This is a genomic window from Knoellia remsis, from assembly GCF_003002895.1.
Lineage (GTDB): Bacteria > Actinomycetota > Actinomycetes > Actinomycetales > Dermatophilaceae > Knoellia > Knoellia remsis.
Map to the genome: position 1 here is coordinate 19,586 of NZ_PVTI01000022.1, position 25,213 is coordinate 44,798.

Sequence of the window (25,213 nt, forward strand, 5' to 3'; positions counted from 1 at the left end):
AGACGCTGGCGGAGGTCACCGACCGCATGGTCACGCGTGCGTTCGACAAGGCGACCCGTGTGCGCGGCGCCGACTACGCGCGGGCCGGGCGGGTGACGAGCCTCGTCCTCGCCGACGCCGGCCGCCGCGCCGCCGCGAAGGTCATCGGGTCCGGCAGCAGCATCTACCGGACCGAGGTGGCGCTCGAGATCGGTGACGACCTCGCGCCCTACCTCGACTCCGACTGCACCTGCCCCATCGGTGTCGCGTGCAAGCACGCCGTCGCAGTCGTCCACGCCGTCCGGACACAGCAGCCGTGGCGCGTCGAGGGCGAGGAGCCGCCGACCGCGAGCGCGCCGGCGTGGCAGAACGCCTTCGACGAGCTGCTCGCCACACCGGCGGCCGGTTCGGCGTCGCGCACGGGAACCGTCGGCATCGTCCTCGACGTCGAGCCGGCGACCCGCCGCCCGAAGCCGTGGCAGCACGGCGCCGACCGCGACCGCATCATGCTCCGCCCCGTCGTCCCCGGCGCCCAGCCCGGTCGCTGGATCAAGACCGGCATCTCGTGGGAGGAGGTGGCGGGTGCCTACTACTCGCCCTACCACCGACCCATCGACGACGACGCTCTCGACGCGTTGACCGCGATCGCCGACGCCTACCGGCGGGGCAGCCGGATGTCCGGGTATGGCCGCATGCCCGCCTCGCTCGCGCTCGCCCAGGTCGGACGTGGCTGGGTCACGCTGCTCGCCCGGGCGCGCGGCGCCGGGGTCGCGCTGCTCACCTCCGCGAAGGACGGGGGTGAGGTGCATCTCGACGAGGAGCCGGGGCATTTCGTCGTGGACCTCACGCCCGCGCCCGAGGGGGGAGTTCGGGTCGAGCCGAGCCTCGACCTGCCGCCGGGTGACGGCCAGGTCGTCGTCGTCGGCGAGCCGCCGACGGGCTGGTTCCGACGCGAAGGTGACGACCTGCGGCTTGGCGGCTTCGGCCCGGACGTCGACCTCGCCGCGGCCCGGTTCGTCGAACGCGGTGGTTTCACCATCCCCGAGAGCGACTGGCCGGTGTTCGCCATGGAGCGGCTGCCGGCTCTGCAGCGCCGGGCGACCGTGCGGGTCCACGACGGGCTCGACGTCCCCGAGGTCACCCCGCCGCGACTGCACCTGAACATCCGGTTCGCGGCGAAGCACACCGCGCACCTGGAGTGGTCCTTCCACTACGGACCGACCGGGTCGCCGGTCGTCGTGCCGGTGCGCCGCGACCCCTATCCGGCGCGCGACCCGCACGCCTACCGCGACCCCGACGCCGAGGCCGAGCTGCTCGAGCTCGTCCCCGACTGGCGTCGCGTGCCCGCGCTGTGGGAGCTCACCGGCATCGGCTGGGTGCTGCGAGAAGCGGTGTCGCTCAAGGGTTTCGAGACCGTCGCCTTCGCTGCGGCCCTGCCCGAGCTGGAGGCCCACGACCAGGTGGAGGTTGTGACGCGAGGTGAGCGGCCGGCATACCAGGAGGTCACCGAGGCGCCGCGGATCGCGATCGGGACGACGCAGTCCGAGGAGCGCAACGACTGGTTCGACCTGTCGATCACGGTGACCGTCGGCGACCACGAGGTCCCGCTCGCCGACCTCGTCACCGCGCTCGCTCGCGACGAGAGCCGGCTGCTGCTGCCCGACGGTGCGTGGTTCACCCTCGATCATCCCGAGCTGCACAAGCTGCGTGCCCTCGTCGAAGAAGCGAGATCGTTGCAGGACAAGGCTTCCGACCCGCTGCGGCTGTCGGTGCTGCACGCCGGACTGTGGGACGAGCTCGTCGAGATCGGCGTCGTCGAGGAGCAGTCCGCAGCGTGGCAGAGGTCGGTCGACGCCCTGCTCGGCATCGGTACCGACGCCGGATCGGGGCTGCCGCCCGCGGAGGTGCCGAGCGCGCTCAAGGCGACCCTGCGGCCATACCAGGAGGACGGGTTCCGGTGGCTGTCGCTGCTGTGGGACCTCGGCCTCGGCGGCGTGCTCGCTGATGACATGGGTCTCGGCAAGACCCTCCAGGTCATCGCGACCGCGTTGCGCGCCAAGGATCGAGGCGAGCTCACCGACCCCATGCTCATCGTCGCGCCGACGTCGGTCCTCGCGACCTGGGTCGGCGAGGTCGAGCGGTTCGCGCCGGATCTGACTGTGGCAGTGCTGGACCGGACGCGCGGCAAGGCGCGGGTGCCGATCGAGGAGGCGATCGCCGGTGCCGACCTCGTCGTCACGACGTATGCCGTCGCGCGCATCGACGCCGAGGAGTTCCGGTCGGTTCCGTGGTCGGCTGCCGTGCTCGACGAGGCGCAGTTCGTCAAGAACCACCAGGCCAAGACGTATGCCGCGATGCGGCGCCTCCCCGCGCGGGTCACCTTCGCGCTCACCGGCACGCCGCTCGAGAACTCGCTCATGGACCTGTGGTCGCTGTTGTCGATCGTCGCGCCGGGGTTGCACCCGAGGCCGCAGCTGTTCAAGGAGCAGTGGGCGCGGCCGATCGAGAAAAGTGGGGACGCGGAGCGGCTCGCCACGCTGCGTCGGAGGATCCGGCCGCTCATGCTGCGCCGGACGAAGGAGGCCGTCGCAGCGGACCTGCCGCCGAAGCAGGAGCAGGTGCTGCATGTCGCGCTCGACCCCAAGCACCGGGCCATCTATGACCGGCACCTGTCACGCGAGCGGCAGCGGCTGCTCGGGCTCATCGACGACGTCGACGGCAACCGCATCCTCATCCTGCGGGCCCTGACGGTGCTACGGCAGATGGCGCTCGACCCCGCTCTCGTCGACGCCGAGGCGTATGGCGGGATCGCGTCGAGCGCGAAGGTCGAGGCCTTGGTCGAGCAGGTGAGCGAGCTCGCGGCCGAGGGGCACCGGGCGCTCGTGTTCAGCCAGTTCACCGGGTTCCTGTCGGTGGTGCGCGAGCGGCTCGAGGCCGAGGGGATCGACTATGCCTACCTCGACGGGCGCACCCGCGGACGCACTGAGGTGGTGCGCTCGTTCCGGGAAGGGGATGCGCCGGTCTTCCTCATCTCCCTCAAGGCGGGCGGGTTCGGGCTCACCCTGACCGAGGCGGACTACGTCTTCGTCCTCGACCCGTGGTGGAACCCCGCCGCCGAGAACCAGGCCATCGACCGGGCCCACCGCATCGGCCAGACGAAGTCGGTCAACGTCTACCGGATGGTGTCGACGGACACGATCGAGGAGAAGGTCGTCGCGCTGCAGGAGCGCAAGCGGGACCTCTTCGCCAAGGTCGTCGACGAGGGCGCGGCGCTGTCGAGCGCCATCACCGCCGACGACCTGCGCGCCCTCCTCGAGCGGTAGTCGCACGGGTGGTCCCCTGGCCACAGTGAGCGTCCCGTGGACGCCACTACCGCCCTAGGCTGACGACCGGATTCTGAGCCGTCCTGGTCTGGTGCAAGCGGAAGGGAGACATGAGCGAGGCAGCCAAGCCCATGGGGCGCTGGAAAGCCATTGTCGTTGCCGGCGGGGCCGGGCTGGGGGGCCTGCTGCTCCTGTCGTTGAGCGGGTTCCTCATGACGACCGTCGATGACGAGCCGCAGAACTCGGTGGGTGTCTTCCTCACTGCAGCTGCCGGTCTGATCGTCCTTGCCCTGGCGGCGGTGATCGGAACCGGCTTGCGCTACGGGAAGTCGACCCGGGGCCGTCAGGCCCTCACGACGGCCTGGGTCGGGCTGGGGATGACGGGGCTCATCTTCACGATGCTTGGCGTGCTGTCGGCTCGCCTGCCCTGGACCATCTTTGCGATCATCCCGCTGCTCGTCGTGGTCGCACTCATCAAGGACATTGGTCGAGTGCGTCGGGTCAGCCAGGACGTCGAAGATTGAGCCCGAGAGGCTGAGCCCGCCGTCCGGCGGGCTGTGTGGCGCAGCAGGGGAGCCGTTTACGGCTCACCCGGTCACGGCGTGGACCCGGGCCGTACTGCCGGGGACGGCGGCCAACTTGCCGTCGAGGGTGATCAGCGGGACGTCGAGCTGCCCGGCGAGGGCGAGGTACGCAGCGTCGTACGCCGTCGCGTTGTGCATCAGCGATCGCATGGCCGGCGCGAGGTTTGCGCGATCGGTCGGGGTGCTGGGTGAATGGAACCGGCAAACATTGCCGGTGGGCGCCTGGGTGAGCGCAACGAGAGGCGAGCGGACGGCATACCGGCACGCCCGCCGCAGGCGCTGGCGCAGGCGACATGAACGCGCAAGGCTGAGCCTCATGAGCGAGCCGACCACGGACCCCACGACCGTCATCCTCTTCGGCGCGACGGGCGACCTCGCCAAGCGCAAGCTGCTTCCGGGGATGCTGAACCTGTTCGGGACGCGCCTGCTCGACGACCTGCGCATCGTCGGCACCTCGCTCGACGAGATGAGCCCCGACGAGTTCCGCACGCTCGCGCACGACGCGATCAAGGAGTTCGGCACCCGCGAGCTCGACGAGAAGCAGTGGGAGGCATTCGCCAAGCGGCTCGACTACGTGCCGATCTCGGCCGGTCCGCAGGCGCTGCGTGAGGCGGTCGAGCGCTCCGAGGCCGAGCTGCCCGGCGACACCGAGCTGCGCCTGCACTACCTGTCAGTGCCGCCCAAGGCGGCGCTCTCCGCGATCCGCACCATCGCCGACGCGGGTCTCGTCGAGCGCAGCCGCGTCGTCATGGAGAAGCCGTTCGGCACCGACTACGCCTCCGCCGTCGAGCTCAACCGGCAGGTGCACGAGGTCTTCCTCGAGGACCAGGTCTTCCGCATCGACCACTTCCTCGGCAAGGAGCCGGCGCAGAACATCCTCGCGTTCCGGTTCGGCAACGGCCTCTTCGAGCCGATCTGGCACCGCAACAACATCGCCCACATCCAGATCGACGTGCCGGAGACACTGGGGTTGGCGACGCGCGGCGACTTCTACGAGGGCACCGGCGCCTACCGCGACATGGTCGTCACGCACCTGTTCCAGATCCTCGCGTTCACGGCAATGGAGCCGCCGACCTCACTCGAGCCGCTCGCGATCAGCCGCGAGAAGAACAAGGTCTTCGAGTCGATGCAGCCGATCAACCCCAGCGACGTCGTGCGCGGGCAGTACCTCGGCTATCTCGACGAGCCCGGCGTCGCTCCCGACTCCGACACCGAGACCTTCGTGGCGCTCAAGGTGCACATCGACAACTGGCGCTGGGCGGGCGTGCCGTTCTACCTGCGCACCGGCAAGCGCATGGCCGAGGGTGCGCGCATCATCTCGATCGCGTTCCACGAGCCGCCGCAGTCGATGTTCCCGCCCGGCTCCGGCGTCGGCGACCACGGCCCCGACCACCTCACCTTCGACCTCGCCGACAAGTCGCGAATGTCGTTGTCGTTCTATGGCAAACGGCCCGGGCCGGGGTTCAAGCTCGACAAGCTGTCGATGCAGTTCGCCATGCAGGAGACGTCGTGGGCGGGGTCGGTTCTCGAGGCCTACGAGCGCCTCATCTACGACGCCGTCCGCGGCGACCACACCCTCTTCACCTCGGCCGAGGGCATCGAACGCCTCTGGCAGGTGAGCCAGCCGCTCCTCGACAACCCGCCGGTCGTGCGTCCGTATGCCCCCGGCACGTGGGGCCCGAACCAGATCCACCAGCTCGTCGCACCGCACACCTGGCGACTGCCGTTCGAGCGGCCGTGGCGGGAGAAGTCGCCGGATCCGGGGCCGATGTCACCGGTCGAGGGCGGCGCCCGCCGCTGACTCGGGGCGCTGGCGCTGCTCGCCACGCGCCTGCCCAACATGGTTCGCGAACCACGGCGTGGCTCGGAAACCGGATCGATCCGGACTGCGAGTGCGTCGATGGTTCGCGAACCGTTCTGTGCCGGTATGCCGGTCAGTCGCCGGGCGTGGTCGCGACCGCTGCCGCCTGGGTCGCCGTGGGCGTCCGGATGATGAGAGCCTTGGGACGAACCTCGAACCGCACCTCGCGGGCCTCGCCGATGACGTCACCGTCGACCTCGACGAGCTGCGGGTGGTCGAGCTCGACGAGCACCGACTGGCAGCGGTAGCGCTCGATGCGCGGGTGGCGGCGCTCGCGCTTGGCGAGGACGTGCACGGCGACGCCGGCCCAGCCGACGATGCCCTTGGGGGTGATGGCGACGACGTCGAGGATGCCGTCGTCGACCTCGGCGTCGGGCATGAGCGTGATCCCGCCGGTGAGCCGGCCGACGTTGCCGACGACGACCGAGCGAGCGGTGTGCCGGATCGGCTCGCCGCCGTCGATGCGGAGCCGGGTCTGGAACCGGGCGCCGAGGATGTTGCGTGCTCCCGCCGCGACGTAGGCACCCCAGCCGATGCGTGCCTTCGCCTCCTCCGACGTCTGGTGCATGATGCTCGCGTCGAGGCCGAGCCCGGCCATGACGAGGAACGCGAACTGGTTCTCCGCGGCCGCCGACCCGGTCTCGTCGGAGGCGCCGACATCGGGCTCGGTCGGACCGTCGTGCGCGGGGTCGAGCTCCTCGGTCGACTCCTGCACCGGGTCCGGGTCGAGCGTCACCCAGCCGACGTCGATGCGCCGGTTGCGGCCGGTGAGGGCGACGTCGAGGCCCTCGGCGATGTCGAGTGGGACCTCGAGGTTGCGGCCGAGGAGGTTGCCGGTGCCGGCGGCGATGAGGCCCATCGGCGTCGACGTGCCGGTGAGGACGTGTGCCACGGCGCGCACCGTGCCGTCGCCGCCGATGGCGCAGACGAGGTCGACGCCCTGCTCGAGCACCGCCCGGGTCTGCCCGAAGCCGGGGTCCTCCGCGGTCGTCTCGGTGATGATCGGCTCGTCCCACCCGGCGTGCTTCGCGACGGTCGTGCGCACCAGCTCGCGCGTCGCCTCGACGTCCTCGACCTTCGTCGGGTTGAGAACGACGCCGACCCGCTTGAGCGGCGGCGGCGCATCGTCCTCACCGCCCTTGCGGAAGGAGTCGCGGGCGGGCCGCTTGGCGGCGGCGTGGCGACCCTTGGACCGCCCCATCCCGGTCGCGAGGAGGACACCGCCACCGAGCACGAGCAGCACGACGAGGATCGCGATGATGACGGGCAGGGAGTCGGACACGACAGGGACCGTACCCCACAACCGATCAGGGATAACCTCACGCTCACGGCTGTGGCGAGGCCGTCCCCCGCTGCCTAGTCTGGCGCCATGAGCGACGCGAGCCGCACCGCCCCGGGCGCCCCTGCCCCCGGCGGGATCGTCCCCGACACCAAGGACTGGACCTGGACGCTCGAGCGTCCCTGCCCCGACTGCGCCTTCGACGCCGGCACCGTCCCGGCAGCCGACATCGCGAGCCGCGTCACGGCATACACGACGCCGTGGACCGAGGTCCTCGCGCGCCCGGACGTGGCCACGCGGCCGGACCCGGGCACGTGGAGCGCTCTCGAGTACGGCTGCCACGTCCGCGACGTGTGCGACCTCTTCGCCGAGCGCGTCGCCCTCATGCTCGAGACCGACGGCGCACCCTTCGAGAACTGGGACCAGGACGCGACCGCCGTCGAGAAGGCGTATGCCGACCAGTCGCCGTCCGAGGTCGCCGCGCAGCTCCCGCTCGCCGCAGCGCGGCTGTCGAGCGCGTATGCCGGCCTGTCGCCCGAGCAGCTCGGGCGCCGCGGGGTGCGGTCGAACGGGTCGGAGTTCACCGTCCTGACGTTGGGGCAGTACGGGCTGCACGACCTCGCCCACCACCTCTGGGACGTCCGGGCGTGAGCGCTGCCGACGCGGCCTACCTCGTCCTCGGGGTGGCCCTCTTCTTCGCTGTCATCGTCCCGCCGCTGCTCGAGCGGTGGAAGATCAACGCCCCGATCGTCCTCGTGACGCTCGGGCTGCTCATCGGGCTCATCCCCGGCGTCGGCGACCCGGAGGTCAAGGGCGGGTTCGACCTCGACCCCATGGAGCACGAGACCCTCGTCATGCACGTCACCGAGTTCACCGTGCTCGTCTCGCTCATGGGTGTCGGGCTCGCGCTCGACCGGCCACTGAGCCTGCGCAACCTGCGGACGTGGAAGTCGTGGTCGCCGACGTGGCGGCTGCTCGGCATCGCCATGCCGCTGTGCATCGCCGGGGTCGCGTTGCTGGCGTGGGGTCCCTTCGGTGTCGCGCTGCCCGCGGCCGTCCTGCTCGGGGCGGCGTTGGCGCCGACCGACCCGGTCCTCGCGTCCGACGTGCAGGTGGAGGCGCCGAGCGTCGACGAGGTCGACGCGGACAAGAACGCTGACGCGGACGAGAACACCGGCGCGGACAAGCACGAGGCCGACGGCGCCGCGCAGGAATGCGAGGGCGACGACGGATCGCAGAAGCCGGCGAAGCAGCACGGCGACGCCTGCATCGACGAGGAGGACGAGGTCCGCTTCGCCCTCACGAGCGAAGCCGGGCTCAACGACGGTCTGGCGTTCCCGTTCGTCTACCTGGCCCTGATGCTCGCGACGATGGGTGCCTTCTCGGAGTGGGGCTGGCGCTGGGTCGCCTGGGAGCTCGTCGGCAAGGTCGTCCTCGGGGTCGGTGCCGGGCTGCTCGTCGGCTGGGCCGTGGCGCGGCTCGCCTTCACCGCGCGCAACTCCCAGATCCGGTATGCCGCGACCGGGCAGCCGCTCGTCGCCATCGGTGCGCTGCTCACGTCATACGGTCTCGCGGAGGTCATCGGCGGCTACGGCTTCCTCGCCGTGTTCACGGCCGCGGTGGCGATCCGCAGCTTCGAGCGCTCGCACAGCTACCACCACGACATGCACGCCGTCATCGAGCGGCTCGAGCGGTTGCTCACCCTCGTCGTGCTGCTGCTCCTCGGGGCGTCGATGACCAACGGGCTCCTCGCGAACCTCGACCTCGCCGGCGTCGTCGTCTCGCTCGCCCTGCTGCTCGTCATCCGGCCCCTCGCCGGGATGGTGGCCTTCCTCGGGCACCGCAGCCAGCGCGGGGTCTACGGGCTGGGGTGGCGCGAGCGCGTCGTGACGTCGTTCTACGGCGTGCGCGGCGTGGGGTCGCTGTTCTACCTGTCCTATGCGCTCACCGAGGCCGAGTTCGCCGAGGCCCGCTGGATCTGGTCGGTCGTCGGGCTGACCATCGTCCTGTCGGTCTACCTGCACGGGTTGACCGCGCCGTGGGCGATGCAGTGGCAGGAGCAGGGCGAGCAGGCCCAGCGTCGCGCGAAGGTTCGGGCCGCCGGCGACTGAGGCGTCAGTGACCCTCCGTCAGTAACCCCCCCGAGTCGGTGACCCCCGTCGCGACCCGTCAGCGCGGCTCCGTCCGCAGTCGCTGTGCGATCTCGTCGATATCGCGCAGCTCCCCACCGGCGATGTCCATGACCAGAGTGAAGGCTTCGTCGTCACTCAGCGTGACGCGCTGCCCGTTGAGGTCGAGGAACACAGTGCACGCCAGCCAGGCGAGCCGCTTGTTGCCATCGACGAGTGCATGGTTGCTGGTGATGGAGTGCAGCAGGGCGGCCGCCTTCTCCACCGTGCTCGGATAGGCGGGCGCCCCGAACACCGTCGAGCGAGGTCGTGCGACAGCGGAGTCGAGCAGGCCGACGTCCCGCACAGGGCCCGCGTCCAGCAACCGCGTCAGGGTGATGAGGTCGTCCAGATCAAGGAAGGTGGTCACACCGTGCCCAATCGGTCGATGACGTCCTTCCAGCGGTCGAGCTGCCGGGCGGCGCTGTCCGTGACCTTGGTGGAGTGGTCCATCCGGGCACGGCGCTCCAGGACGGCGGCCCGGATGACCTCCTGCTTCGAGGTCCCCTCGGCTTCGGCCAGCTCGGTCAGGGCGGCGTCGAGCTCGGCATCGGTACGCAGGGTCATCGCCATACCCTCGACGGTATCACTCTGATACCACTCGGGTCACGGCCTCGCGACGAGCCAGCACCCACACGACTCCACCGAGCAGGAGCGTGGCCGCTCCGGTGAGCAGGAAGAGGCCAACCCGCCACGTGTGACCCACCGCGCCGAAGAACCCGGCCAGCATCCAGACGCTCGCCGCGGCCCACGTCCACGCCCAGACATCGAGAACGCGCGGTGAACGCGACGGCGCCGCTCCTCCTCTGGGGGCTGTGATCCCCCACCACGTCTCACGGAAGAGCTGATGGGTGAAGACGACGTGGATCACTGGCACGAACCACGCCACGAGGAGCCAAATCCGGTCACGGTGAAGACGGCTCGGATCCACGCGCCGCGACCCAGAGAGGAGGTAGGCCCACCCGCCGACGAGGAGGGTTTGTGCGGTCACGCCCGTCATGACCAGCCCGCCGAGGCCATCGAGGAGCTCGACCGGGAGGCCGCTGAGCCACACGAGTGCCGCCATCGCAAACAGCGCGAACCCGACCAGTCCGGTCACGGCATACAGGGCGTGGGTCATGGAGCGGAAGGACGGTGGGAGGGCCGGACGGGACGCGGTCAGCGCATCGTGGGTGTGTTCGGTCCAGCGGGTGCCGTCCCACCACCGCAGCTGACCCCGCAGGCCGGGGTCGGGCGCCCAGTGCGGGGGAAGGGGAGGGGTGGGTGTGGCGAGCGTCGTCGTCTGGGTGCGTGGTGTGGTCGTCATGGCAGCGAGTGTTGCCGGGATCGCGAAAACCGCCGCGGAGTTTTCCACAGCCCACCATTAGGCTGGCGCGCGTGATCGATCTCAAGCTGCTCCGTGACGACCCCGACCGAGTCCGCGCCTCGCAGCGCGCGCGGGGCGAGGACGAGTCCGTCGTCGACGCCGTCCTCGCGGCCGAGGAGAAGCGGCGGGCGAGCCTCACGGCATACGAGCAGGCCCGCGCCGAGCAGAAGGCGATGGGCAAGCAGGTCGCGCAGGCCCAGGGCGACGAGAAGCAGGCCCTGCTCGCCCGCACCAAGGAGCTCGCCGCGCAGGTCAAGGCCTACCAGGCCGACGCCGACACCGCGGCCGAGGACCTGCAGCGGCTGAGCCGCGGCATCGGCAACATCATCGAGCCCGGTGTCCCCGTCGGCGGTGAGGACGACTACGTCGTGCTCGAAACCGTCGGCACCCCAAGGGATTTCGCCGCCGAAGGCTTCGAGCCACGCGACCACCTCACCCTCATGGAGGGCCTCGACGCCCTCGACATGGAGCGCGGCGCCAAGGTCAGCGGCTCGCGGTTCTACTTCCTCAAGGGCGTCGGCGCGCGCCTCGAGATGGCGATGCTCCAGCTCGCGATGCAGCGCGCCATCGACGCCGGGTTCGTCCCGATGATCACGCCGACCCTCGTCAAGACCGAGGTGATGGCCGGCGCCGGCTTCATCGACCACCACGCCGAGGAGGTCTACCGCCTCGAGGCCGACGACCTCTACCTCACCGGCACGAGCGAGGTCGCGCTCGCCGGCTACCACGCCGACGAGATCATCGACCTCTCGAACGGGCCGATCCGCTATGCCGGCCAGTCGACGTGCTACCGGCGCGAGGCCGGGTCCTACGGCAAGGACACCCGCGGCATCATCCGCGTGCACCAGTTCAACAAGATCGAGATGTTCGTCTACTGCAAGCCCGAGGACGCCGACGCAGAGCACCAGCGGCTGCTCCAGTGGGAGCGCGAGATGCTCGACCTCATGGAGGTGCCGTACCGCATCATCGACACCGCGGCCGGAGACCTCGGCGGGCCGGCGGCGCGCAAGTTCGACTGCGAGGCGTGGGTGCCGACGCAGGGCCGCCACCGCGAGCTGACGTCGACGTCGAACTGCACGACGTTCCAGGCGCGGCGGCTCAAGACCCGGTATCGCGTTGATGGCGGCGGGACCGAGGTCGTCGCCACCCTCAACGGCACCCTTGCCACGACCCGTTGGCTCGTCGCGATCCTCGAGAACCACCAACAGGCCGACGGCTCGGTCGTCGTCCCCGAGGCGCTGCGCCCCTACCTCGGGCTCGACGTCCTCTCTCCGGTCTGAGGGTCGAGCGGGCCCGTGGTCGCCTCCGCCTCGAGGCGGATCCGTCGCGGGTGGTTCCGTCCCTAGGCTGAGTCGTATGCCGTCCGCTCGCCCCTCGCTGCCCGCGCGCCTCGGCGGTCGGCTGCGTGCGTTCTTCGCCCTCGACGACGAGTGGGTCCGGCCGAGTCCGGGCATCGGGCAAAGTGATCTGACCTTCGGCCTCGTCATGCTGGGGCTGGGGTTGCGCGCGCTCGAGCTGTCCCGCAGCGCCGGCGGGCTGACCGGCGTGACCGAGCCGCGATGGGTGCAGATGCTCACCGTGGCAGCGGGTGCCCTGCCCCTCGTGGCGCGTCGGCGCTATCCCGTCGCGGTGGGGGTCTTCCTCGCGCTGCACATGTTCGTCGTCGGCGTGACGATGGGCCCGGTCATGGGGCAGCTGGCGATGCAGATCAGCTACTTCATCGCTCTGTTCAGCCTCGTGGCGTGGTCACGCTCGCGCCGCACGGCGGTCGTCGTCGGTGGCGGCATCATCGCGTTCATGCTGCTCTGGGTCGTGTGGCAGTTCGCCCTCGGATCAGGAGCGAGCGAGTACCTCGACGCACGCCCCGAGGATGCCTCGACGGGAATCTTCGCGCCGCTGCCTGCCGCAATCATCCTGTCCTTCGCCGTGAACATCCTCTACTTCCTCGGGGCGCTCGTCGGTGGGCAGGTCGCCTGGCGGGGAGCACGTCAGCGCGCCGCGCTCGAGGCCCAGGCGGCGACGATCCACGAGCAGGCCGACTCGCTGCGCCGCCGCGCCGTCGTCGACGAGCGGCTGCGCATCGCCCGCGAGCTGCACGACGTCGTCGGGCACCACGTCGCCGTCATCGGCATCCAGGCCGGTGCTGCCCGTCGGGTGCTCGACCGTCGGCCGGCAGAGGCAGCCGCTGCGCTCGGACGCATCGAGTCGAGCTCGCGCGACGCCGTGACCCAGATGCGCGGCCTGCTCGGGACTTTGCGCGACATCGAGGACACCGCCGACGGCACGAATCCCGATGTGTCGCAAGGTTCCCGGGACGGCGACTCCCGCACACCCGAGCCGACGCTCGCGGACCTCGCCACGCTGGTCGGTGACCACGACTCGGGAAGCCTGCGGACGGCATACCGGCTCGTCGAGAGTCGTGACGGCGCCCACCGGGACGTGCCCGCTCCGGTGGGGCTGACCCTCTACCGCATCGCGCAGGAGGCGCTCGCGAACGTCTCACGGCACTCGACGGCGACGAGGGTCGACGTGGTCGCGCGGGTCGAGTGCGAGGGCCGCGCATATGCCGAGGTGGAGGTCGTCGACAACGGGCGCCCGCGGGCCGGCACGTCGGGGTCCGGACTCGGCCAGCTGGGCATGCGGGAACGGGCCGCGTCTCACAAGGGGATGGTCGACATCGGCCCACGACCTGTCGGGGGCTATCGTGTGCGCGTGCGAATACCGTTGGGGGAGAAGGATGTCTGACGCCACTGGTGCGGACGCACCGATCCGCGTACTCATCGTCGACGACCAGGCGCTCGTGCGGTCGGGGTTCTCAATGATGCTGTCCGCCGACGACGACATTGCCGTCGTCGGCGAGGTCGCGAACGGCGAGCTGGGGGTCGCTGCGGCCCGTGAGCTGCGACCCGACGTCATCCTCATGGACGTGCAGATGCCGGTCATGGACGGCATCGAGGCGACGCGCGCCGTCGTCGCGGAGGACCTCGGCCGGGTCATCATCCTCACGACGTTCGACCGCGACGACTACCTCTTCGACGCGTTGCGGGCGGGGGCGAGCGGGTTCCTGCTCAAGAACTCCGAGCCGGAGCAGCTCGTCGAGGCGATCCGGTCGGTCGCCGGCGGCAACGCGTTGCTGGCACCGGAGGTGACGACCCGGGTCATCGCGGCCATGGTCGACGGTGGCGCGCAGCCGGTCGGTGCCGTCGCCGGGGGAGAGGGCGGGGTCGCTGCTCCGGCGCCCGCCGAGATCGTCGGCTCCCCGGAGGAGCTGGGGCGGCTCACCGAGCGCGAGCGCGAGGTGCTCGTGCTCATGGGCCAGGGCCGCAGCAACGCCGAGATCGCCGCCGAGCTCTTCCTCGGCGAGGCGACCGTCAAGACGCACGTGTCGAGCTGCCTGGCCAAGCTGCACCTGCGTGACCGCGTGCAGGCCGTCGTCTTCGCGCACCAGCAGCACCTCGTCGCCACCCGCTGACCGCCGGGAACCGGCAATCAGTGCGACTTCTTGCTGGTTCCGTTCGGGTGGGGGTGAACGGATTCGGCAATCAGTGCGACTTGTTGCTGGTTCCGTTCGGTGGGGGTGAACGGATTCGGCAATCAGTCGGGGGAGGGAGATCAGCCGGGAGGGGGAGGTGCGTGGCCGGCGGAGTTCGTCCTTGCGGCTGATCCGCTCTCGTATGCCGGTCCGTAGCGTCGTCGTCATGGACACCTCGCAGACGAACCCGACCGGCTCCACCGCCCAGACCACCACGCGCCAGGCCGACGCACGGATCCTTGCGCTCATGCCCGCTCTCATGCTCATCCCCGTCGGCCTCGTCCTCGCGGTCGTGTTCGGCCCGAAGGTCACCGACACCAGCCGCGCAGCCTGGGGCGTCGCCGCCATCGTCATCTGCGCCGTCGGCGGCGGCATCATCGCCGGGCTCGTCGCGCGGGCCAAGAAGCAGGGGCGCGCGTGATCGCCGTCAAGGGGCTGACCCGCACCTTCGGTGACCTCGTCGCGGTCGACGACGTCACCTTCGACGTCACCGACGGCCTCATGACCGGGTTCGTCGGGGGCAACGGCGCCGGCAAGACGACGACGATGCGGATGGTCATGGGCCTGCTCGCCATGCATGGCGGCGAGGTCCTGTGGAACGGCGCGCCCATCACGGCCGCCGAGCGGCGCCGGGTCGGCTACATGCCGGAGGAGCGTGGCCTCTACCCGAAGCAGAAGGTGCTCGACCAGCTCGTCTACCTCGGTGAGCTCTCCGGCATGACCGCGTCCGCCGCCCGTGCGTCCGTCACGACCCACCTCGAGCGCTTCGGTCTCGAGGACCGGGCCGGCGAGCGGGTCGAGAAGCTCTCGCTCGGCAACCAGCAGCGCGTCCAGATCATCGCCGCGCTCATGACCGAGCCCGACGCCCTTATCCTCGACGAGCCGTTCTCCGGCCTCGACCCACAAGCCGTCGACTCGATGGCCGACCTGCTGCGCGAGCACACCGCTCGCGGGATCCCGGTCCTCTTCTCCAGCCACCAGCTCGACCTCGTCGAGCGGCTCTGCGATCGGCTCGTCGTCCTGGCCCACGGGCGGGTCGTCGCCACCGGCAGCGTCGACGAGCTTCGCTCCGGAGGGCCCGAGCTCTACCGGCTCACCCTCGATGGCGACGCCGGCTGGGTCCGGGACCTGGCCGGCATACACGTCCACGACGTCGACGGGACCACGGCGCTCGTCGAGCCGGACGACGCAGGTGCGCGCCGCGCACTTCTCGAGGCTGCCGTCTCCCGCGGCGACGTCCTCGACTTCGCCAAGCAGGTCCCAGCCCTGTCCGAGATCTACCGAGAGGTGACGGCATGACCCGCCACGCCTGGCTCACGGTCGCGCGCCGCGAGATCATCACCAAGCTGACCGACCGCGCGTTCATCGTCGGAACCCTCGCCCTCATCGGCATCCTCGCCGCCGCGCTCGGCGTCCAGGCGTATGTCGGCAGCCGAGCGAGTGAGTATGCCGTGGTCACCAGTTCCGCTGCGGCAGAACGGATGGCGGACGCCGTCAAGGTCGCGGCCGAGGGCGCCGACGACAAGACCACCGTCACCCTCGCCACCGCACCCGACGACGCGGCCGCGACCCAGCGGGTCCGCGACGGCGACGCCGACGTGTGGATCCGTGAAGGCACCGACGGGTGGGTTCTCACCGGCAAGGAGGAGGTGCCCGGCGACCTCGAACGCGTCGCGACGAGCGCCATCCGGGATGCCACCCTCTCCGAGAACGCTTCTGCCGCAGGCACGTCCGTCGAGGCGCTCGCGCGCGGCTCCGAGGTGACGACGGCCGTGCTCGACGGTGACGCCGACAAGGCGTTCATCGCCCAGGCCGTCGGGTTCGCTCTGGCGATGCTGTTCTACCTCGCGTCGTTCACGTTCGGGCTCGCCCTCGCCAACAGCGTCGTCGAGGAGAAGGCCAGCCGCATCGTCGAGATCATCACGACGAAGATCCCGGTCCGGCAGCTCCTCACCGGCAAGGTCGCGGGCAACCTCGCGCTCGCGTTCGCGCAGATGGCGATCTTCGTGGCCGTCGGCCTGGTGGGGCTGAGCTTCACCGAGTACGACCGGTTCCTGCCGGCGGTGTCCGGCGCGGTCGGCTGGTTCGTCGCGTTCTTCGTCGTCGGGTTCGGCCTGCTCGCCTGCCTGTGGGCGGTGGCCGGCGCCCTCGCCAGCCGGACCGAGGACGTGCAGTCCACCTCGACCCCGTTGACCATGCTCACCATGGCGGTCTTCTTCGCGGCGCTGCTCGCGGAGGGTTCGCTCAAGGTCGTGCTCTCGTTCGTGCCGCCCTTCTCGGCCGTGCTCATGCCGATCCGGGTGCTCGAGGGGTCGGCTCCGTGGTGGCAGGCGCTGCTCGCGCTCGGCCTGCTCGTCGCGGCGGCAGCCGGTGTCGTCGCGGTGGCGTCGCGGCTCTACCAGCGTTCGCTGCTCCAGACCCAGGGCAAGCTCTCGCTCCGTCAGGCCTGGTCCACCCCCGAGTGACCCGGGGGCGGAGCGGCGGGCCCTCAAGCGCCGTGGAGGCGGTCATCTCGGACACGTGACGCGCGCGGCATACGCAGCGCACCGGCATACGGGCCACGCTGGCTCACCCGAAAGGACATCCACCTCCACCCGAGAAGCCTCCTCGGGTGGAGGTGGACCGTATCGGGTCACCCGATACTGCTGGGAAGGATGAGACGGGATTTGACAAGGTGAGGCTGACCTAACTTAGGGTCGCCTTATGTTCTCCCGACGCCGACTTCTTGCGGCGGCCGCCAGCACCGCTGCCGCCCTCGCCCTCACCGCCTGCTCGACCGGCCCGACCTCCGACGCGGGCGCCGACCCGGTCGCGTCGTCGAGCACGTCCGTCGACGAGGGCGCCTTCCCCACGACGATCAAGCACGCCTTCGGCGAGACCACGATCACGGCCGAGCCCAAGCGCGTCGCCACGGTCGGCTGGAACGACCAGGACGTCGTCGTCTCCCTCGGCGTCATCCCGGTCGGCGCCACGAAGATCACCTGGGGCGGCAACGCCAAGGGCTCGACCGAGTGGTTCGACGCCGGCGTCGCCAAGCTCAACCCGGAGGCGACCGTCACCCGCTACGACGACAGCGCGGGCATCCCCGTCGAGGAGATCGCGGCCACCAAGCCCGACCTCATCCTCGGCGTGAACTCCGGCCTCACCAAGGAGGAGTACGACAAGCTCTCGAAGATCGCCCCGACCGTCGCCTACCCGGGGCAGGCCTGGGGCACCTCGTGGGAGGACAGCCTCAAGATCGTCGGCCAGGCGCTCGGACGGTCCACTCTCGCCACGGAACTCGCCGCCTCGACCAACAAGCAGATCGACGAGGCCGTCGCCAAGTACCCCCAGATCAAGGGCAAGAAGGCCGCGTGGGCGACGTTCGCCCCGAGCGACCTCTCCGTCATAAGCCTCTACACGACGAACGACCTCCGGCCGCAGCTGCTCCGCCGGTTCGGCCTCGTCGACTCGCCGGTCGTCACCGCCCTCTCGAAGGGCACGAACCAGTTCAGCGCGAACCTGTCCGCCGAGAAGTCCTCGACGCTCGACGCCGACGTCCTCATCTTCTACGTCGAGAAGCCCGATCTCGTCGACACCCTCAAGAAGAACCCGCTGCTGAGCCAGATCCCCGCGCTCAAGAACGGCACCTACATCGCGAACGCGGACAACGCCACCGCCCTGACGATGTCGTCGCCGTCGCCGATCTCGATGCCCGTGACGCTCGAGAAGTTCCTGCCCAAGATCGCCGCGGCCGTGGACGGGACCCCGCAGCAGTGACCGTCCGGGCCACGACCGCGCCCGCCATGCCGGCCCGCGCCGACCGCGGGACCGGCCCCCAGCCGGCTGCCTCGGCTCACCTGACAGGGGAGGTGAGCCGGGGCGGTCGTGTCCCGGCGCCGGTGATCGTGGGCGTCGGCCTCCTCGGTGTCGCCCTCATCGCAGTGGTGTCGCTACTCCTCGGCACGCAGTCCGTCGCGCCGGGAGCGATCCTCCGCGCCCTCTCGGGTGGTGAGGCATCCACCGAGGTCCGCGGGATCGTCGACTCACGGATCGACCGCACCGTCATCGGGCTCGTCGTCGGCGCCGCCATCGGCGTCTGCGGCGTCGTCCTGCAGGGCCTCACCCGCAACCCCCTCGCCGAGCCGGGAATCCTCGGCATCAACGCCGGAGCCGCCCTCGCCGTGGTTCTCGGCATCAAGTTCTTCGCCATCTCGACCGTCGGCGGCTACGTCTGGTTCGCCCTCGCGGGGGCGGTCGTCGCCGCGGTCGTCGTGCAGCTCCTCGCCCTCCTCGCGCCGGTCCGTGCCCAGCCGGTGACGATGGCCCTCGCCGGCGCCGCCATCATGGCGACCTCGACGAGCGTCGTCGGAGCGATCGTCGTCTCCGACCAAGGTGCCCTCGACGTCTTCCGCTTCTGGCAGGTCGGGTCGGTCGCCGGCCGCAACTGGTCGATCGTCACCGAGGTCGCGCCGTTCCTGATCCTCGGCTTCATCCTCTGCTTCGCCTCCGGCCGCACCCTCAACGCGATCGCCCTCGGCGACGACCTCGCCCGAGGGCTCGGCCAGCGTGTCGTCCTCCATCGGCTGCTCGCGGCGACGGGCGCCATCCTCCTCGCGGGTTCGGCGACGGCCCTCGCCGGCCCGATCGCCTTCGTCGGCCTCGTCGTCCCGCACGTCGTGCGCGCCGTCGTCGGTCCCGACCACCGGCGGATCCTGCTCGGCTCGCTCTTCGCCGGGCCAGTGCTCGTCATCGCCGCGGACACGGTCGGCCGCCTCGTCGCCGCGCCGAGCGAGGTGCAGGCCGGCATCGTCTGCGCCGTCGTCGGAGCGCCGTTCCTCGTTGCCCTCGTCCGCCGGATGCACGTCTCATGAGCGCCCTCATGGCCGCTGCGCCCCACCTCGCCGACAGCGCTCCCGAACCCCGGGCCGCGAGGCGGGCCGACACGATCGCGACGTTGCGCGACGTACGCCGTCGGGTGCGTCGCCGCCGGGTCCTCCTCGTCACCGCCCTCGCGGTGCTCGTCGTCGCTCTCTTCCTCGTCCGGGCGCTCCTCGGTGACTACCGCATCTCCTTCGTGGACGGCATACGGATGATCTCCGGGACCACGATCCCCGGTGCGTCGTTCATCTTCATGGAGTCCACGCTCCCGCGCGCCGTCATGTCGGTCCTCGCGGGGGCGGCGTTCGCGTCGGCGGGTGCGGCCTACCAGTCGATGCTGCGCAACCCGCTTGCGAGTCCCGACGTCCTCGGCATCAACCTCGGTGCGAGCGCTGCTGCGGTGTTCGCGGTCGTCCTCCTCGGGTGGTCCGGTATGCCGGTCACGGCCGTGGCGTTCCTGGGTGCGGTCGCCGTGGCGGTCACCATCCACGGCTTCGCCGGACGCGGTGGAGCGGCCACCGGGCGGATGATCCTCGTCGGTGTGGGGCTCGCGGCCGTGCTGTCGTCGGTCGTGCACTGGGTGCTGCTGCGCGCCGACGTCTACCGCGCCCAGGACGCGCTCGTCTGGCTCACCGGCAGCCTCGGCTCGGTGACGTGGAGCGAGATCGCGCGGCTGGGGGCCGTTGTGGCAGTGGGGGTTCCGCTGCTCACCCTCGTCACCGGCCGTCTCGGTGTGCTCGCCCTCGGCGATGACCTCGCGTCCGGTCTGGGGGAACGTGCGCACCGGCTGCGCGCCCTCGTCACGACCCTCGTCGTCCTGCTCACCGCGTCGGCGACCGCCGTCTGTGGGCCGATCGCGTTCGTCGGCTTCCTCAGCGGCCCGATTGCGCGCCGCCTCGCCGGGGGCCGGACCTCGATCCCGGCAGCCGCCCTCGTCGGCGCCGCCATGGTGCTCGCCGCCGACTACGTCAGCGCGTACGCCGTGCCCGGCACCGCCTACCCCGTCGGCGTCGTCACCGGCCTCGCCGGCGCCCCCGTCCTCATCTGGCTGCTCGTCGCGCAGCGCCGTTCCACGCAGGAGACCGCATGACCGCCACTGTTCCCACCACGTCAGGACCGGCCACACCAGGTCCCACCGCCACAGGCGCAGCGGACAGCGCCCGCCCGGCAGACGCCACCACCCTGAGCGCGGAGTCGCTCAGCCTCGCCTACGACAAGCGCGTTGTCGTCGAGGGCCTCGACCTCACCGTCCCGAGCGGCCGCGTCACGGCGATCGTCGGACCGAACGGGTGCGGCAAGTCGACCCTGCTGCGCGGCCTCTCACGGCTGCTGCCGCCGGCGTCCGGACGGGTCCTCCTCGACGGCCAGGTCATCGGGGACCTCCCGACCAAGGAGGTCGCGCGTCGGCTCGGGCTCCTGCCGCAGCAGCCCATCGTGCCCGAGGGCATCACCGTCGCCGAGCTCGTCGAACGCGGGCGTCACCCCCACCACGGCCTGTTCCGCCAGTGGTCGCGCGAGGACGAGGACGTCGTGGCCGACGCCCTCGAGGCGACCGAGCTCGTCGACCTCGCCGGGGTCGCCGTCGACAGCCTCTCGGGCGGGCAGCGGCAGCGGGCGTGGATCGCCATGGCCCTCGCGCAGCGCACCCCGGTCCTGCTGCTCGACGAGCCGACCTCGTTCCTCGACATCGCGCACCAGATCGACGTGCTCGAGCTCGTGCGCGACCTCAACGCCCGCGAGGGCACGACCGTCGTCATGGTGCTGCACGACCTCGCCATGGCGGCCCGCTACGCCGACCACCTCGTCGCGATGTGTGAGGGCGAGATCGTCGCTCAGGATGCACCGGCCGAGATCGTCACGCCCGAGGTCATCGAGTCCGTCTTCGGCATCGCCGCGTCCGTCGTCACCGACCCCACGACGGGCGACCCCGTCGTCATCCCCCACCGCAGGAAGCGAGAGCTGACATGACCGTCGTCGACCGCGTCGCCGCCAGTGCCGCCGGTGCCTCCCGGGCCGCCGGGGGCGCCAGGGCGGCCGCTGCCGCCACCGCGCGGTCCCGGCTCACGATGGCCTCGCCGGTCTACCGCGACAGCGACGCCCAGTTCGTCATGACCGTCACCGCGGTGCGCGACCTCGGGCATGGCCTGCGCCGAATCACCTTCTCTGCCAACGAGTTCGGGGACTTCAGGGTCTGCGGCGCCGACGAGTACTTCGGCTTGGTCTTCCCCCGGGGCGGCGCGGAACTCACCCTGCCCGACCCCGGCGAGAACGTGCGGGCAGCCATCGCCGAGATGCCCGACGACGTCCGCCCCGGCCTCCGCTGGTACACCGTCCGCTCCCAGGACCCGGCCGCCTCGACGATCGACGTCGACATCGTCACCCACGGCGACTCCGGCCCCGGATCCGCCTGGGCGTGCACCGCGCGGGTCGGTGACCGCGTCGGCTTCCGTTCCGGCGGCGCGCTCTACCGCGGTCACGAGTGCGACGGCCGGCTCCTCCTCGTCGCGGACGAGACGGCCCTGCCCGCACTCGCCGCGATCCTCGAGACCCACCCGGCCGACGCGGACCGGGCCACGATCCACGTGGAGCTTCCCGACGAAGGCATGCTCACGGCATACCCGGTCATCGCCGGCACGGACGTGACGGTGCACCGACGCACGGACGGCATCCCGGGATCGGCGCTCCTCCCCGCGCTGCGCGCGGACGCGGCGACGAGAGGGCTGCGCGACGTCGAGTACGCCTGGGCCTGTGGGGAGTCCGGCCTCGTCACCGAGACCCGGCGACACCTCGTCAAGGCGGTCGGTCTCGACCGCCACAGCGTGCTCTTCTCCGGCTACTGGAAGCTCGGCCAGGAGCGCGGCTGACGCGTCGTCAGGACCGCTGGATAGCGTGGGCCCATGACCGCTCACCTCGTCGCCCTCGACGTCGACGGAACGACGATCAACCACGCCGGCGAGATGTCCCCAGCGGTGCACGAGGCGGTGCGCGCGGTCGTCGACGCCGGCCACCACGTGACGATCGCGACGGGACGCTCGATCGTCGCGGCGCTGCCGATCCTCGCCAAGCTCGGCATCGACACCGGCTTCGCCGTCTGCTCCAACGGTGCCGTGACGATCCGCCTCGACCCGCGACTCGACGGCGGCTACGAGGTGACCGAGGCGGTGACGTTCGACCCGGCGCCCGCGCTCAACCTGCTGCGCGCGGAGTGGCCCGACGCCGTCGTCGCGGTCGAGGAGCTCGGCGTCGGGTTCAAGGTGAGCGGCTACTTCCCCGACGGCGAGCTCGGCGGCGACCAGCGGATCGTGCCGTGGGAGGAGCTCGTCGCGCACCCCGTCACGCGCGTGACGTTCCGCGACCCGACCGGCACGGCCGAGGATTTCATGGACCTGGCCGAGCGCATCGGCCTGCACGGCGTGAACTACGCGGTCGGGTTCACGGCCTGGCTCGACATCAACCCCGAGGGGGTGAGCAAGGGGTCCGCCCTCGAGCTCATCCGGCGACAGCTCGGGGTCGAGCCGGCGCACACCGTCGCGGTCGGCGACCAGCGCAACGACGTCGAGATGCTGCAGTGGGCCGCGCGCGGCGTCGCCATGGGCAACGCGCCCGACGAGGTCAAGGAGGTCGCCGACGAGGTGACGCTCGACGTCGACGAGGACGGGCTCGTGCCGGTGCTGCGGTCCCTGCTGCCCGCTGCGAACGAACCGGTCGCGACTGCCTGACCTGCGGTTTCGGCCCCATCGGGGTGGCCCGGCTGCCTAGGGTGTCCGCCATGGACACCCCCACCAGTCACCGCGACGCCGCCCACAAGGCGCAGAACTCCTCCGTCGTCGAGGCCGGGGCCCGCACGGGCTTCGCCATCAGCGGCGTGCTGCACCTCATGATCGCGTGGATCGCGCTCCGCCTCGCCTGGGGCGGAGGCGGCGGGTCCGCGGACCAGTCGGGCGCGCTCGGGACGTTGTCGTCCTCGCCCGGCGGCACGGTCATCCTCTGGGTTGCCGTGCTCGGGTTCGCGCTGCTCGCGATCTGGCAGCTCGCCGAAGCCGTCGTCGGACGCCACGGAGCCGAGGCCAAGGACCGCGCCTCCGCCGCCGGCAAGTTCGTCATGTATGCCGCCCTCGCCTTCTCCGCGTCGAAGTTCGCCCGCGGCGGGGGCTCCTCGAGCGGCGAGCAGTCCGCGGACTTCACCGCGAAGCTCATGGGTGCGACGGGTGGCCGCTTCCTCGTCGGCCTACTCGGCCTGGCCGTCATCGCCGGCGGGATCTACCACGTGTACAAGGGCTGGACCTCCGGCTTCCTCGAGGACCTCGAGTCGCACCCCGGGCGCTGGGCCGAGACGTCCGGGCGCATCGGCTACGTCGCCAAGGGCGTCGCTTTCGTCATCGTCGGCGGGCTCTTCGGCGTCGCGGCGCTGCAGCAGCAGCCGGAGGAGGCGCGCGGTCTCGACGGGGCGCTCAAGACCCTCGGCGAGCAGCCCTTCGGGTCGGTCCTGCTCACCCTCATCGCCCTCGGGCTCGCCGCGTTCGGCGTGTACTGCTTCGCCCACGCCAAGCACGTCAAGCTCTGACCGGCCCTCCGGCTTCCGACGCCGCGCGGCGTGGGAGGCCGGTCCGATCGCGGGGGACAATGCCCGTATGCCGTCCCGTCCCGACCTCGAGATCACCTCACCGGCGAACCCGCGCCTCAAGCAGGTCGTCGGGCTCCGGCGCCGGCGTGCCCGTGACGACGCCGGGCTCACGGTCGTCGAGGGTTTCGAGGAGCTGACCCTGGCGATCGGGGCGGGAGTGCGGCCGCGCACCGTCTTCTATGCGCCGGAGCTGATGCTCGACGCCGATGCGCAGCTCGCCCTCGTCGACGACGCGCGCCGCGACGGCGTCGAGACGATCCGAGTCTCGCGCAGCGCCTTCGGGAAGATGGCCTACCGCGAAGGACCCGACGGGTTCCTCGCCCTCGTCCCCGCGGTGCGCCGCAGCCTCGCCGACCTCGACCTCCCGGACGCGCCGCTGCTCCTCATCTGCGAGGGACTGGAGAAGCCGGGCAACCTCGGCGCGATGCTGCGCACGGCCGACGCCGCCGGTGTCGATGCGGTGATCGCGGTCGATCCGGTCACCGACTGGGGCAACCCCAACGTCGTGCGCGGTTCCAAGGGAACGGTTTTCGCCGTCCCGGTGGCGAGCGCCACGCTCGGTGAGACGGTCGACTGGCTGCGGGAGGGCGGCATACGCCTCGTCGCGACGACACCGGACACCGACGCGCTGCACACCGACACCGACCTCACCGGCGGCGTCGCGATCGCCGTCGGGACCGAGAAGTTCGGCCTCACCGACGAGGCGCTCGCGGCCGCGGACGCGCGGGTCCGCATACCGATGCACGGCGCCGTGAACTCACTCAACGCGTCGGCCGCCGCGGCGATCGTCGTCTACGAGGCGGTGCGCCAGCGCGGGTCCGCGAATCGCTGACCTGCGGAGTCACTGCTTCCCCCTGCGTCACACCCGTGTCAGGAGCACCCCTTCCTGTGTGTCACGATTGTCGGCATGCGAGTTGACCATGTCGTCTATGCCGCAGAGAACGATGGCGCCCGTGAGACCGCTGCCCGCCTGGCGGAGCGGCTCGGGGTCGAGGCCGTCGACGGGGGTGTGCACCCGCGGTTCGGGACGCGCAACGTCATCCTCCCGCTGCGTGAGGACCGCTTCCTCGAGGTCGTCGAGGTGCTCGACCACCCTGCCTCCGACAAGGCGCCGTTCGGCCAGGTCGTCCGCGCCCGCTCCGAGGCCGGCGGCGGCTGGCTCGGCTGGGTCGTCAGCACCGAGGACATCACCGAGCAGGAGGAGCGGCTCGGTCGCGCCGCGGTCGACGGCAACCGGCACCGTCCCGACGGCGTCGAGCTGCGCTGGAAGCAGCTCGGCATCAAGGGCCTGCAGGCCGACCCGCAGCTGCCGTTCTTCATCCAGTGGGCCGACGACGCGCCGCACCCCTCGTCGGTCGGTGACACCACGGTGGCGCTGACGTCGCTCGAGATCGCCGGCGACCCCGACCGCGTCCGCGAGTGGCTCGGCATCGACGAGGACTTCGGCACTGACGGCATCGCGTTCGACTTCGTGTCGCCGCGCGGCACCCCGGGCCTGATGTCGGTGACGTTCGAGACCCCCGAGGGCCCTGTCACCCTCTGACCCGGTCTGCGGCCTCAGCGGTCGAGACGAGAGAAAAGCAGGCATCCAGCCACTGGAAGCCTGCTTTTCTCTACTATGGACGGCCTTCGTCCGT

The 25,213-nt window shown here is 71.1% G+C and carries 25 protein-coding genes; 20 read left to right on the forward strand and 5 right to left on the reverse strand.

Annotated elements, in window-relative coordinates:
* Positions 1–26: 26 nt before the first annotated feature.
* Complete coding sequence (locus BCF74_RS12650; RefSeq protein ID WP_106298320.1) at positions 27–3,302, forward strand: DEAD/DEAH box helicase; 3,276 nt, start codon at positions 27–29, stop codon at positions 3,300–3,302.
* Between the two features lie 110 nt (positions 3,303–3,412).
* Entirely contained in the window at positions 3,413–3,826 is a 414-nt protein-coding gene (locus tag BCF74_RS12655; protein ID WP_106298321.1) for a hypothetical protein, read from the forward strand.
* 63 nt (positions 3,827–3,889) lie between these two features.
* On the opposite strand, the gene BCF74_RS17380 is transcribed toward BCF74_RS12655, so the two are convergent.
* The gene (locus tag BCF74_RS17380) at positions 3,890–4,036 is read right to left on the reverse strand and encodes a hypothetical protein (protein WP_170070240.1); all 147 of its coding nucleotides are present in this window, start codon (positions 4,034–4,036) and stop codon (positions 3,890–3,892) included.
* A 166-nt stretch (positions 4,037–4,202) separates the two neighbouring features.
* Here BCF74_RS17380 and zwf point away from each other — a divergent pair, with 166 nt between their 5' ends.
* Positions 4,203–5,687 carry a glucose-6-phosphate dehydrogenase gene (gene zwf, locus BCF74_RS12660; RefSeq protein WP_106298322.1) on the forward strand — a complete coding sequence of 495 codons (1,485 nt, stop codon included), beginning with the start codon at positions 4,203–4,205 and terminating at the stop codon, positions 5,685–5,687.
* Between the two features lie 133 nt (positions 5,688–5,820).
* Here zwf and BCF74_RS12665 read toward each other — a convergent pair whose 3' ends face one another.
* Entirely contained in the window at positions 5,821–7,029 is a 1,209-nt protein-coding gene (locus BCF74_RS12665; RefSeq protein WP_106298323.1) for a diacylglycerol/lipid kinase family protein, read from the reverse strand.
* An 87-nt stretch (positions 7,030–7,116) separates the two neighbouring features.
* On the opposite strand from BCF74_RS12665, the gene BCF74_RS12670 reads away from it, so the two are divergent.
* The gene (locus tag BCF74_RS12670) at positions 7,117–7,677 is read left to right on the forward strand and encodes a DinB family protein (RefSeq protein ID WP_106298324.1); all 561 of its coding nucleotides are present in this window, start codon (positions 7,117–7,119) and stop codon (positions 7,675–7,677) included.
* Entirely contained in the window at positions 7,674–9,137 is a 1,464-nt protein-coding gene (locus tag BCF74_RS12675) for a cation:proton antiporter (RefSeq protein ID WP_245889340.1), read from the forward strand. Before BCF74_RS12670 ends, BCF74_RS12675 begins: the two co-directional genes overlap by 4 nt.
* Positions 9,138–9,195: 58 nt before the next feature.
* Here BCF74_RS12675 and BCF74_RS12680 read toward each other — a convergent pair whose 3' ends face one another.
* The 3 genes from BCF74_RS12680 to BCF74_RS12690 are packed head-to-tail and all read right to left on the reverse strand — an operon-like array spanning position 9,196 to position 10,500.
* Positions 9,196–9,564, reverse strand: a complete 369-nt coding sequence (locus tag BCF74_RS12680; RefSeq protein WP_106298325.1) for a type II toxin-antitoxin system death-on-curing family toxin — start codon at positions 9,562–9,564, stop codon at positions 9,196–9,198.
* Positions 9,561–9,761 (reverse strand): ribbon-helix-helix domain-containing protein, encoded by a 201-nt coding sequence (locus BCF74_RS12685; protein ID WP_218279269.1) that lies wholly within the window; start codon positions 9,759–9,761, stop codon positions 9,561–9,563. Before BCF74_RS12685 ends, BCF74_RS12680 begins: the two co-directional genes overlap by 4 nt.
* Positions 9,762–9,780: 19 nt before the next feature.
* Positions 9,781–10,500, reverse strand: a complete 720-nt coding sequence (locus tag BCF74_RS12690) for a DUF2510 domain-containing protein (protein ID WP_146132962.1) — start codon at positions 10,498–10,500, stop codon at positions 9,781–9,783.
* 71 nt (positions 10,501–10,571) lie between these two features.
* Between BCF74_RS12690 and serS the strand changes: the two genes are divergently transcribed.
* The 15 genes from serS to BCF74_RS12765 all read left to right on the forward strand — a co-directional run bounded on the left by serS (position 10,572) and on the right by BCF74_RS12765 (position 25,119).
* Positions 10,572–11,840 (forward strand): serine--tRNA ligase, encoded by a 1,269-nt coding sequence (gene serS, locus BCF74_RS12695; protein ID WP_106298328.1) that lies wholly within the window; start codon positions 10,572–10,574, stop codon positions 11,838–11,840.
* Positions 11,841–11,916: 76 nt separating this feature from the next.
* Positions 11,917–13,305: a sensor histidine kinase gene (locus BCF74_RS12700; RefSeq protein WP_106298329.1), complete on the forward strand. Its 1,389-nt coding sequence runs from the start codon at positions 11,917–11,919 to the stop codon at positions 13,303–13,305.
* A complete protein-coding gene (locus tag BCF74_RS12705; RefSeq protein WP_106298330.1) occupies positions 13,298–14,032 on the forward strand; it encodes a response regulator in 735 nt (244 codons plus the stop codon). Before BCF74_RS12700 ends, BCF74_RS12705 begins: the two co-directional genes overlap by 8 nt.
* A 226-nt stretch (positions 14,033–14,258) precedes the next feature.
* Positions 14,259–14,513: a hypothetical protein gene (locus BCF74_RS12710; RefSeq protein ID WP_146132963.1), complete on the forward strand. Its 255-nt coding sequence runs from the start codon at positions 14,259–14,261 to the stop codon at positions 14,511–14,513.
* A complete protein-coding gene (locus BCF74_RS12715; protein WP_106298332.1) occupies positions 14,510–15,391 on the forward strand; it encodes an ABC transporter ATP-binding protein in 882 nt (293 codons plus the stop codon). Before BCF74_RS12710 ends, BCF74_RS12715 begins: the two co-directional genes overlap by 4 nt.
* Entirely contained in the window at positions 15,388–16,557 is a 1,170-nt protein-coding gene (locus BCF74_RS12720; RefSeq protein WP_106298333.1) for an ABC transporter permease, read from the forward strand. The genes BCF74_RS12715 and BCF74_RS12720 overlap by 4 nt, the downstream gene beginning before the upstream one ends.
* Positions 16,558–16,795: 238 nt before the next feature.
* The gene (locus BCF74_RS12725) at positions 16,796–17,851 is read left to right on the forward strand and encodes an iron-siderophore ABC transporter substrate-binding protein (protein WP_106298334.1); all 1,056 of its coding nucleotides are present in this window, start codon (positions 16,796–16,798) and stop codon (positions 17,849–17,851) included.
* Positions 17,848–18,945 (forward strand): FecCD family ABC transporter permease, encoded by a 1,098-nt coding sequence (locus BCF74_RS12730; RefSeq protein ID WP_245889341.1) that lies wholly within the window; start codon positions 17,848–17,850, stop codon positions 18,943–18,945. Before BCF74_RS12725 ends, BCF74_RS12730 begins: the two co-directional genes overlap by 4 nt.
* Positions 18,942–20,042 (forward strand): FecCD family ABC transporter permease, encoded by a 1,101-nt coding sequence (locus tag BCF74_RS12735; protein WP_245889342.1) that lies wholly within the window; start codon positions 18,942–18,944, stop codon positions 20,040–20,042. The genes BCF74_RS12730 and BCF74_RS12735 overlap by 4 nt, the downstream gene beginning before the upstream one ends.
* Positions 20,039–20,920 (forward strand): ABC transporter ATP-binding protein, encoded by an 882-nt coding sequence (locus tag BCF74_RS12740; protein WP_106298336.1) that lies wholly within the window; start codon positions 20,039–20,041, stop codon positions 20,918–20,920. The genes BCF74_RS12735 and BCF74_RS12740 overlap by 4 nt, the downstream gene beginning before the upstream one ends.
* Complete coding sequence (locus tag BCF74_RS12745; protein ID WP_106298337.1) at positions 20,917–21,816, forward strand: siderophore-interacting protein; 900 nt, start codon at positions 20,917–20,919, stop codon at positions 21,814–21,816. Before BCF74_RS12740 ends, BCF74_RS12745 begins: the two co-directional genes overlap by 4 nt.
* Before the next feature lie 33 nt (positions 21,817–21,849).
* The gene (locus tag BCF74_RS12750) at positions 21,850–22,671 is read left to right on the forward strand and encodes an HAD family hydrolase (protein WP_106298338.1); all 822 of its coding nucleotides are present in this window, start codon (positions 21,850–21,852) and stop codon (positions 22,669–22,671) included.
* Between the two features lie 50 nt (positions 22,672–22,721).
* A complete protein-coding gene (locus BCF74_RS12755; RefSeq protein ID WP_106298339.1) occupies positions 22,722–23,516 on the forward strand; it encodes a DUF1206 domain-containing protein in 795 nt (264 codons plus the stop codon).
* Positions 23,517–23,583: 67 nt separating this feature from the next.
* Positions 23,584–24,408: an RNA methyltransferase gene (locus BCF74_RS12760; protein WP_106298340.1), complete on the forward strand. Its 825-nt coding sequence runs from the start codon at positions 23,584–23,586 to the stop codon at positions 24,406–24,408.
* 75 nt (positions 24,409–24,483) lie between these two features.
* On the forward strand, positions 24,484–25,119 hold the full coding sequence (locus BCF74_RS12765) for a VOC family protein (protein ID WP_106298341.1): 636 nt from the start codon (positions 24,484–24,486) through the stop codon (positions 25,117–25,119).
* The last annotated feature ends 94 nt before the right edge of the window (positions 25,120–25,213 follow it).

Bases quoted from the DNA above. Each gene is read 5' to 3' on its own strand.
- BCF74_RS12650 (WP_106298320.1), top strand. From the start codon at position 27: ATGGTCACGCGTGCGTTCGACAAGGCGACCCGTGTGCGCGGCGCCGAC.
- BCF74_RS12655 (WP_106298321.1), top strand. From the start codon at position 3,413: ATGAGCGAGGCAGCCAAGCCCATGGGGCGCTGGAAAGCCATTGTCGTT.
- BCF74_RS17380 (WP_170070240.1), bottom strand. From the start codon at position 4,036: ATGCGATCGCTGATGCACAACGCGACGGCGTACGACGCTGCGTACCTC.
- zwf (WP_106298322.1), top strand. From the start codon at position 4,203: ATGAGCGAGCCGACCACGGACCCCACGACCGTCATCCTCTTCGGCGCG.
- BCF74_RS12670 (WP_106298324.1), top strand. From the start codon at position 7,117: ATGAGCGACGCGAGCCGCACCGCCCCGGGCGCCCCTGCCCCCGGCGGG.
- BCF74_RS12685 (WP_218279269.1), bottom strand. From the start codon at position 9,761: ATGACCCTGCGTACCGATGCCGAGCTCGACGCCGCCCTGACCGAGCTG.
- BCF74_RS12690 (WP_146132962.1), bottom strand. From the start codon at position 10,500: ATGACGACCACACCACGCACCCAGACGACGACGCTCGCCACACCCACC.
- BCF74_RS12700 (WP_106298329.1), top strand. From the start codon at position 11,917: ATGCCGTCCGCTCGCCCCTCGCTGCCCGCGCGCCTCGGCGGTCGGCTG.
- BCF74_RS12705 (WP_106298330.1), top strand. From the start codon at position 13,298: ATGTCTGACGCCACTGGTGCGGACGCACCGATCCGCGTACTCATCGTC.
- BCF74_RS12710 (WP_146132963.1), top strand. From the start codon at position 14,259: ATGGACACCTCGCAGACGAACCCGACCGGCTCCACCGCCCAGACCACC.
- BCF74_RS12720 (WP_106298333.1), top strand. From the start codon at position 15,388: ATGACCCGCCACGCCTGGCTCACGGTCGCGCGCCGCGAGATCATCACC.
- BCF74_RS12725 (WP_106298334.1), top strand. From the start codon at position 16,796: ATGTTCTCCCGACGCCGACTTCTTGCGGCGGCCGCCAGCACCGCTGCC.
- BCF74_RS12735 (WP_245889342.1), top strand. From the start codon at position 18,942: ATGAGCGCCCTCATGGCCGCTGCGCCCCACCTCGCCGACAGCGCTCCC.
- BCF74_RS12740 (WP_106298336.1), top strand. From the start codon at position 20,039: ATGACCGCCACTGTTCCCACCACGTCAGGACCGGCCACACCAGGTCCC.
- BCF74_RS12745 (WP_106298337.1), top strand. From the start codon at position 20,917: ATGACCGTCGTCGACCGCGTCGCCGCCAGTGCCGCCGGTGCCTCCCGG.
- BCF74_RS12750 (WP_106298338.1), top strand. From the start codon at position 21,850: ATGACCGCTCACCTCGTCGCCCTCGACGTCGACGGAACGACGATCAAC.
- BCF74_RS12755 (WP_106298339.1), top strand. From the start codon at position 22,722: ATGGACACCCCCACCAGTCACCGCGACGCCGCCCACAAGGCGCAGAAC.
- BCF74_RS12760 (WP_106298340.1), top strand. From the start codon at position 23,584: ATGCCGTCCCGTCCCGACCTCGAGATCACCTCACCGGCGAACCCGCGC.
- BCF74_RS12765 (WP_106298341.1), top strand. From the start codon at position 24,484: ATGCGAGTTGACCATGTCGTCTATGCCGCAGAGAACGATGGCGCCCGT.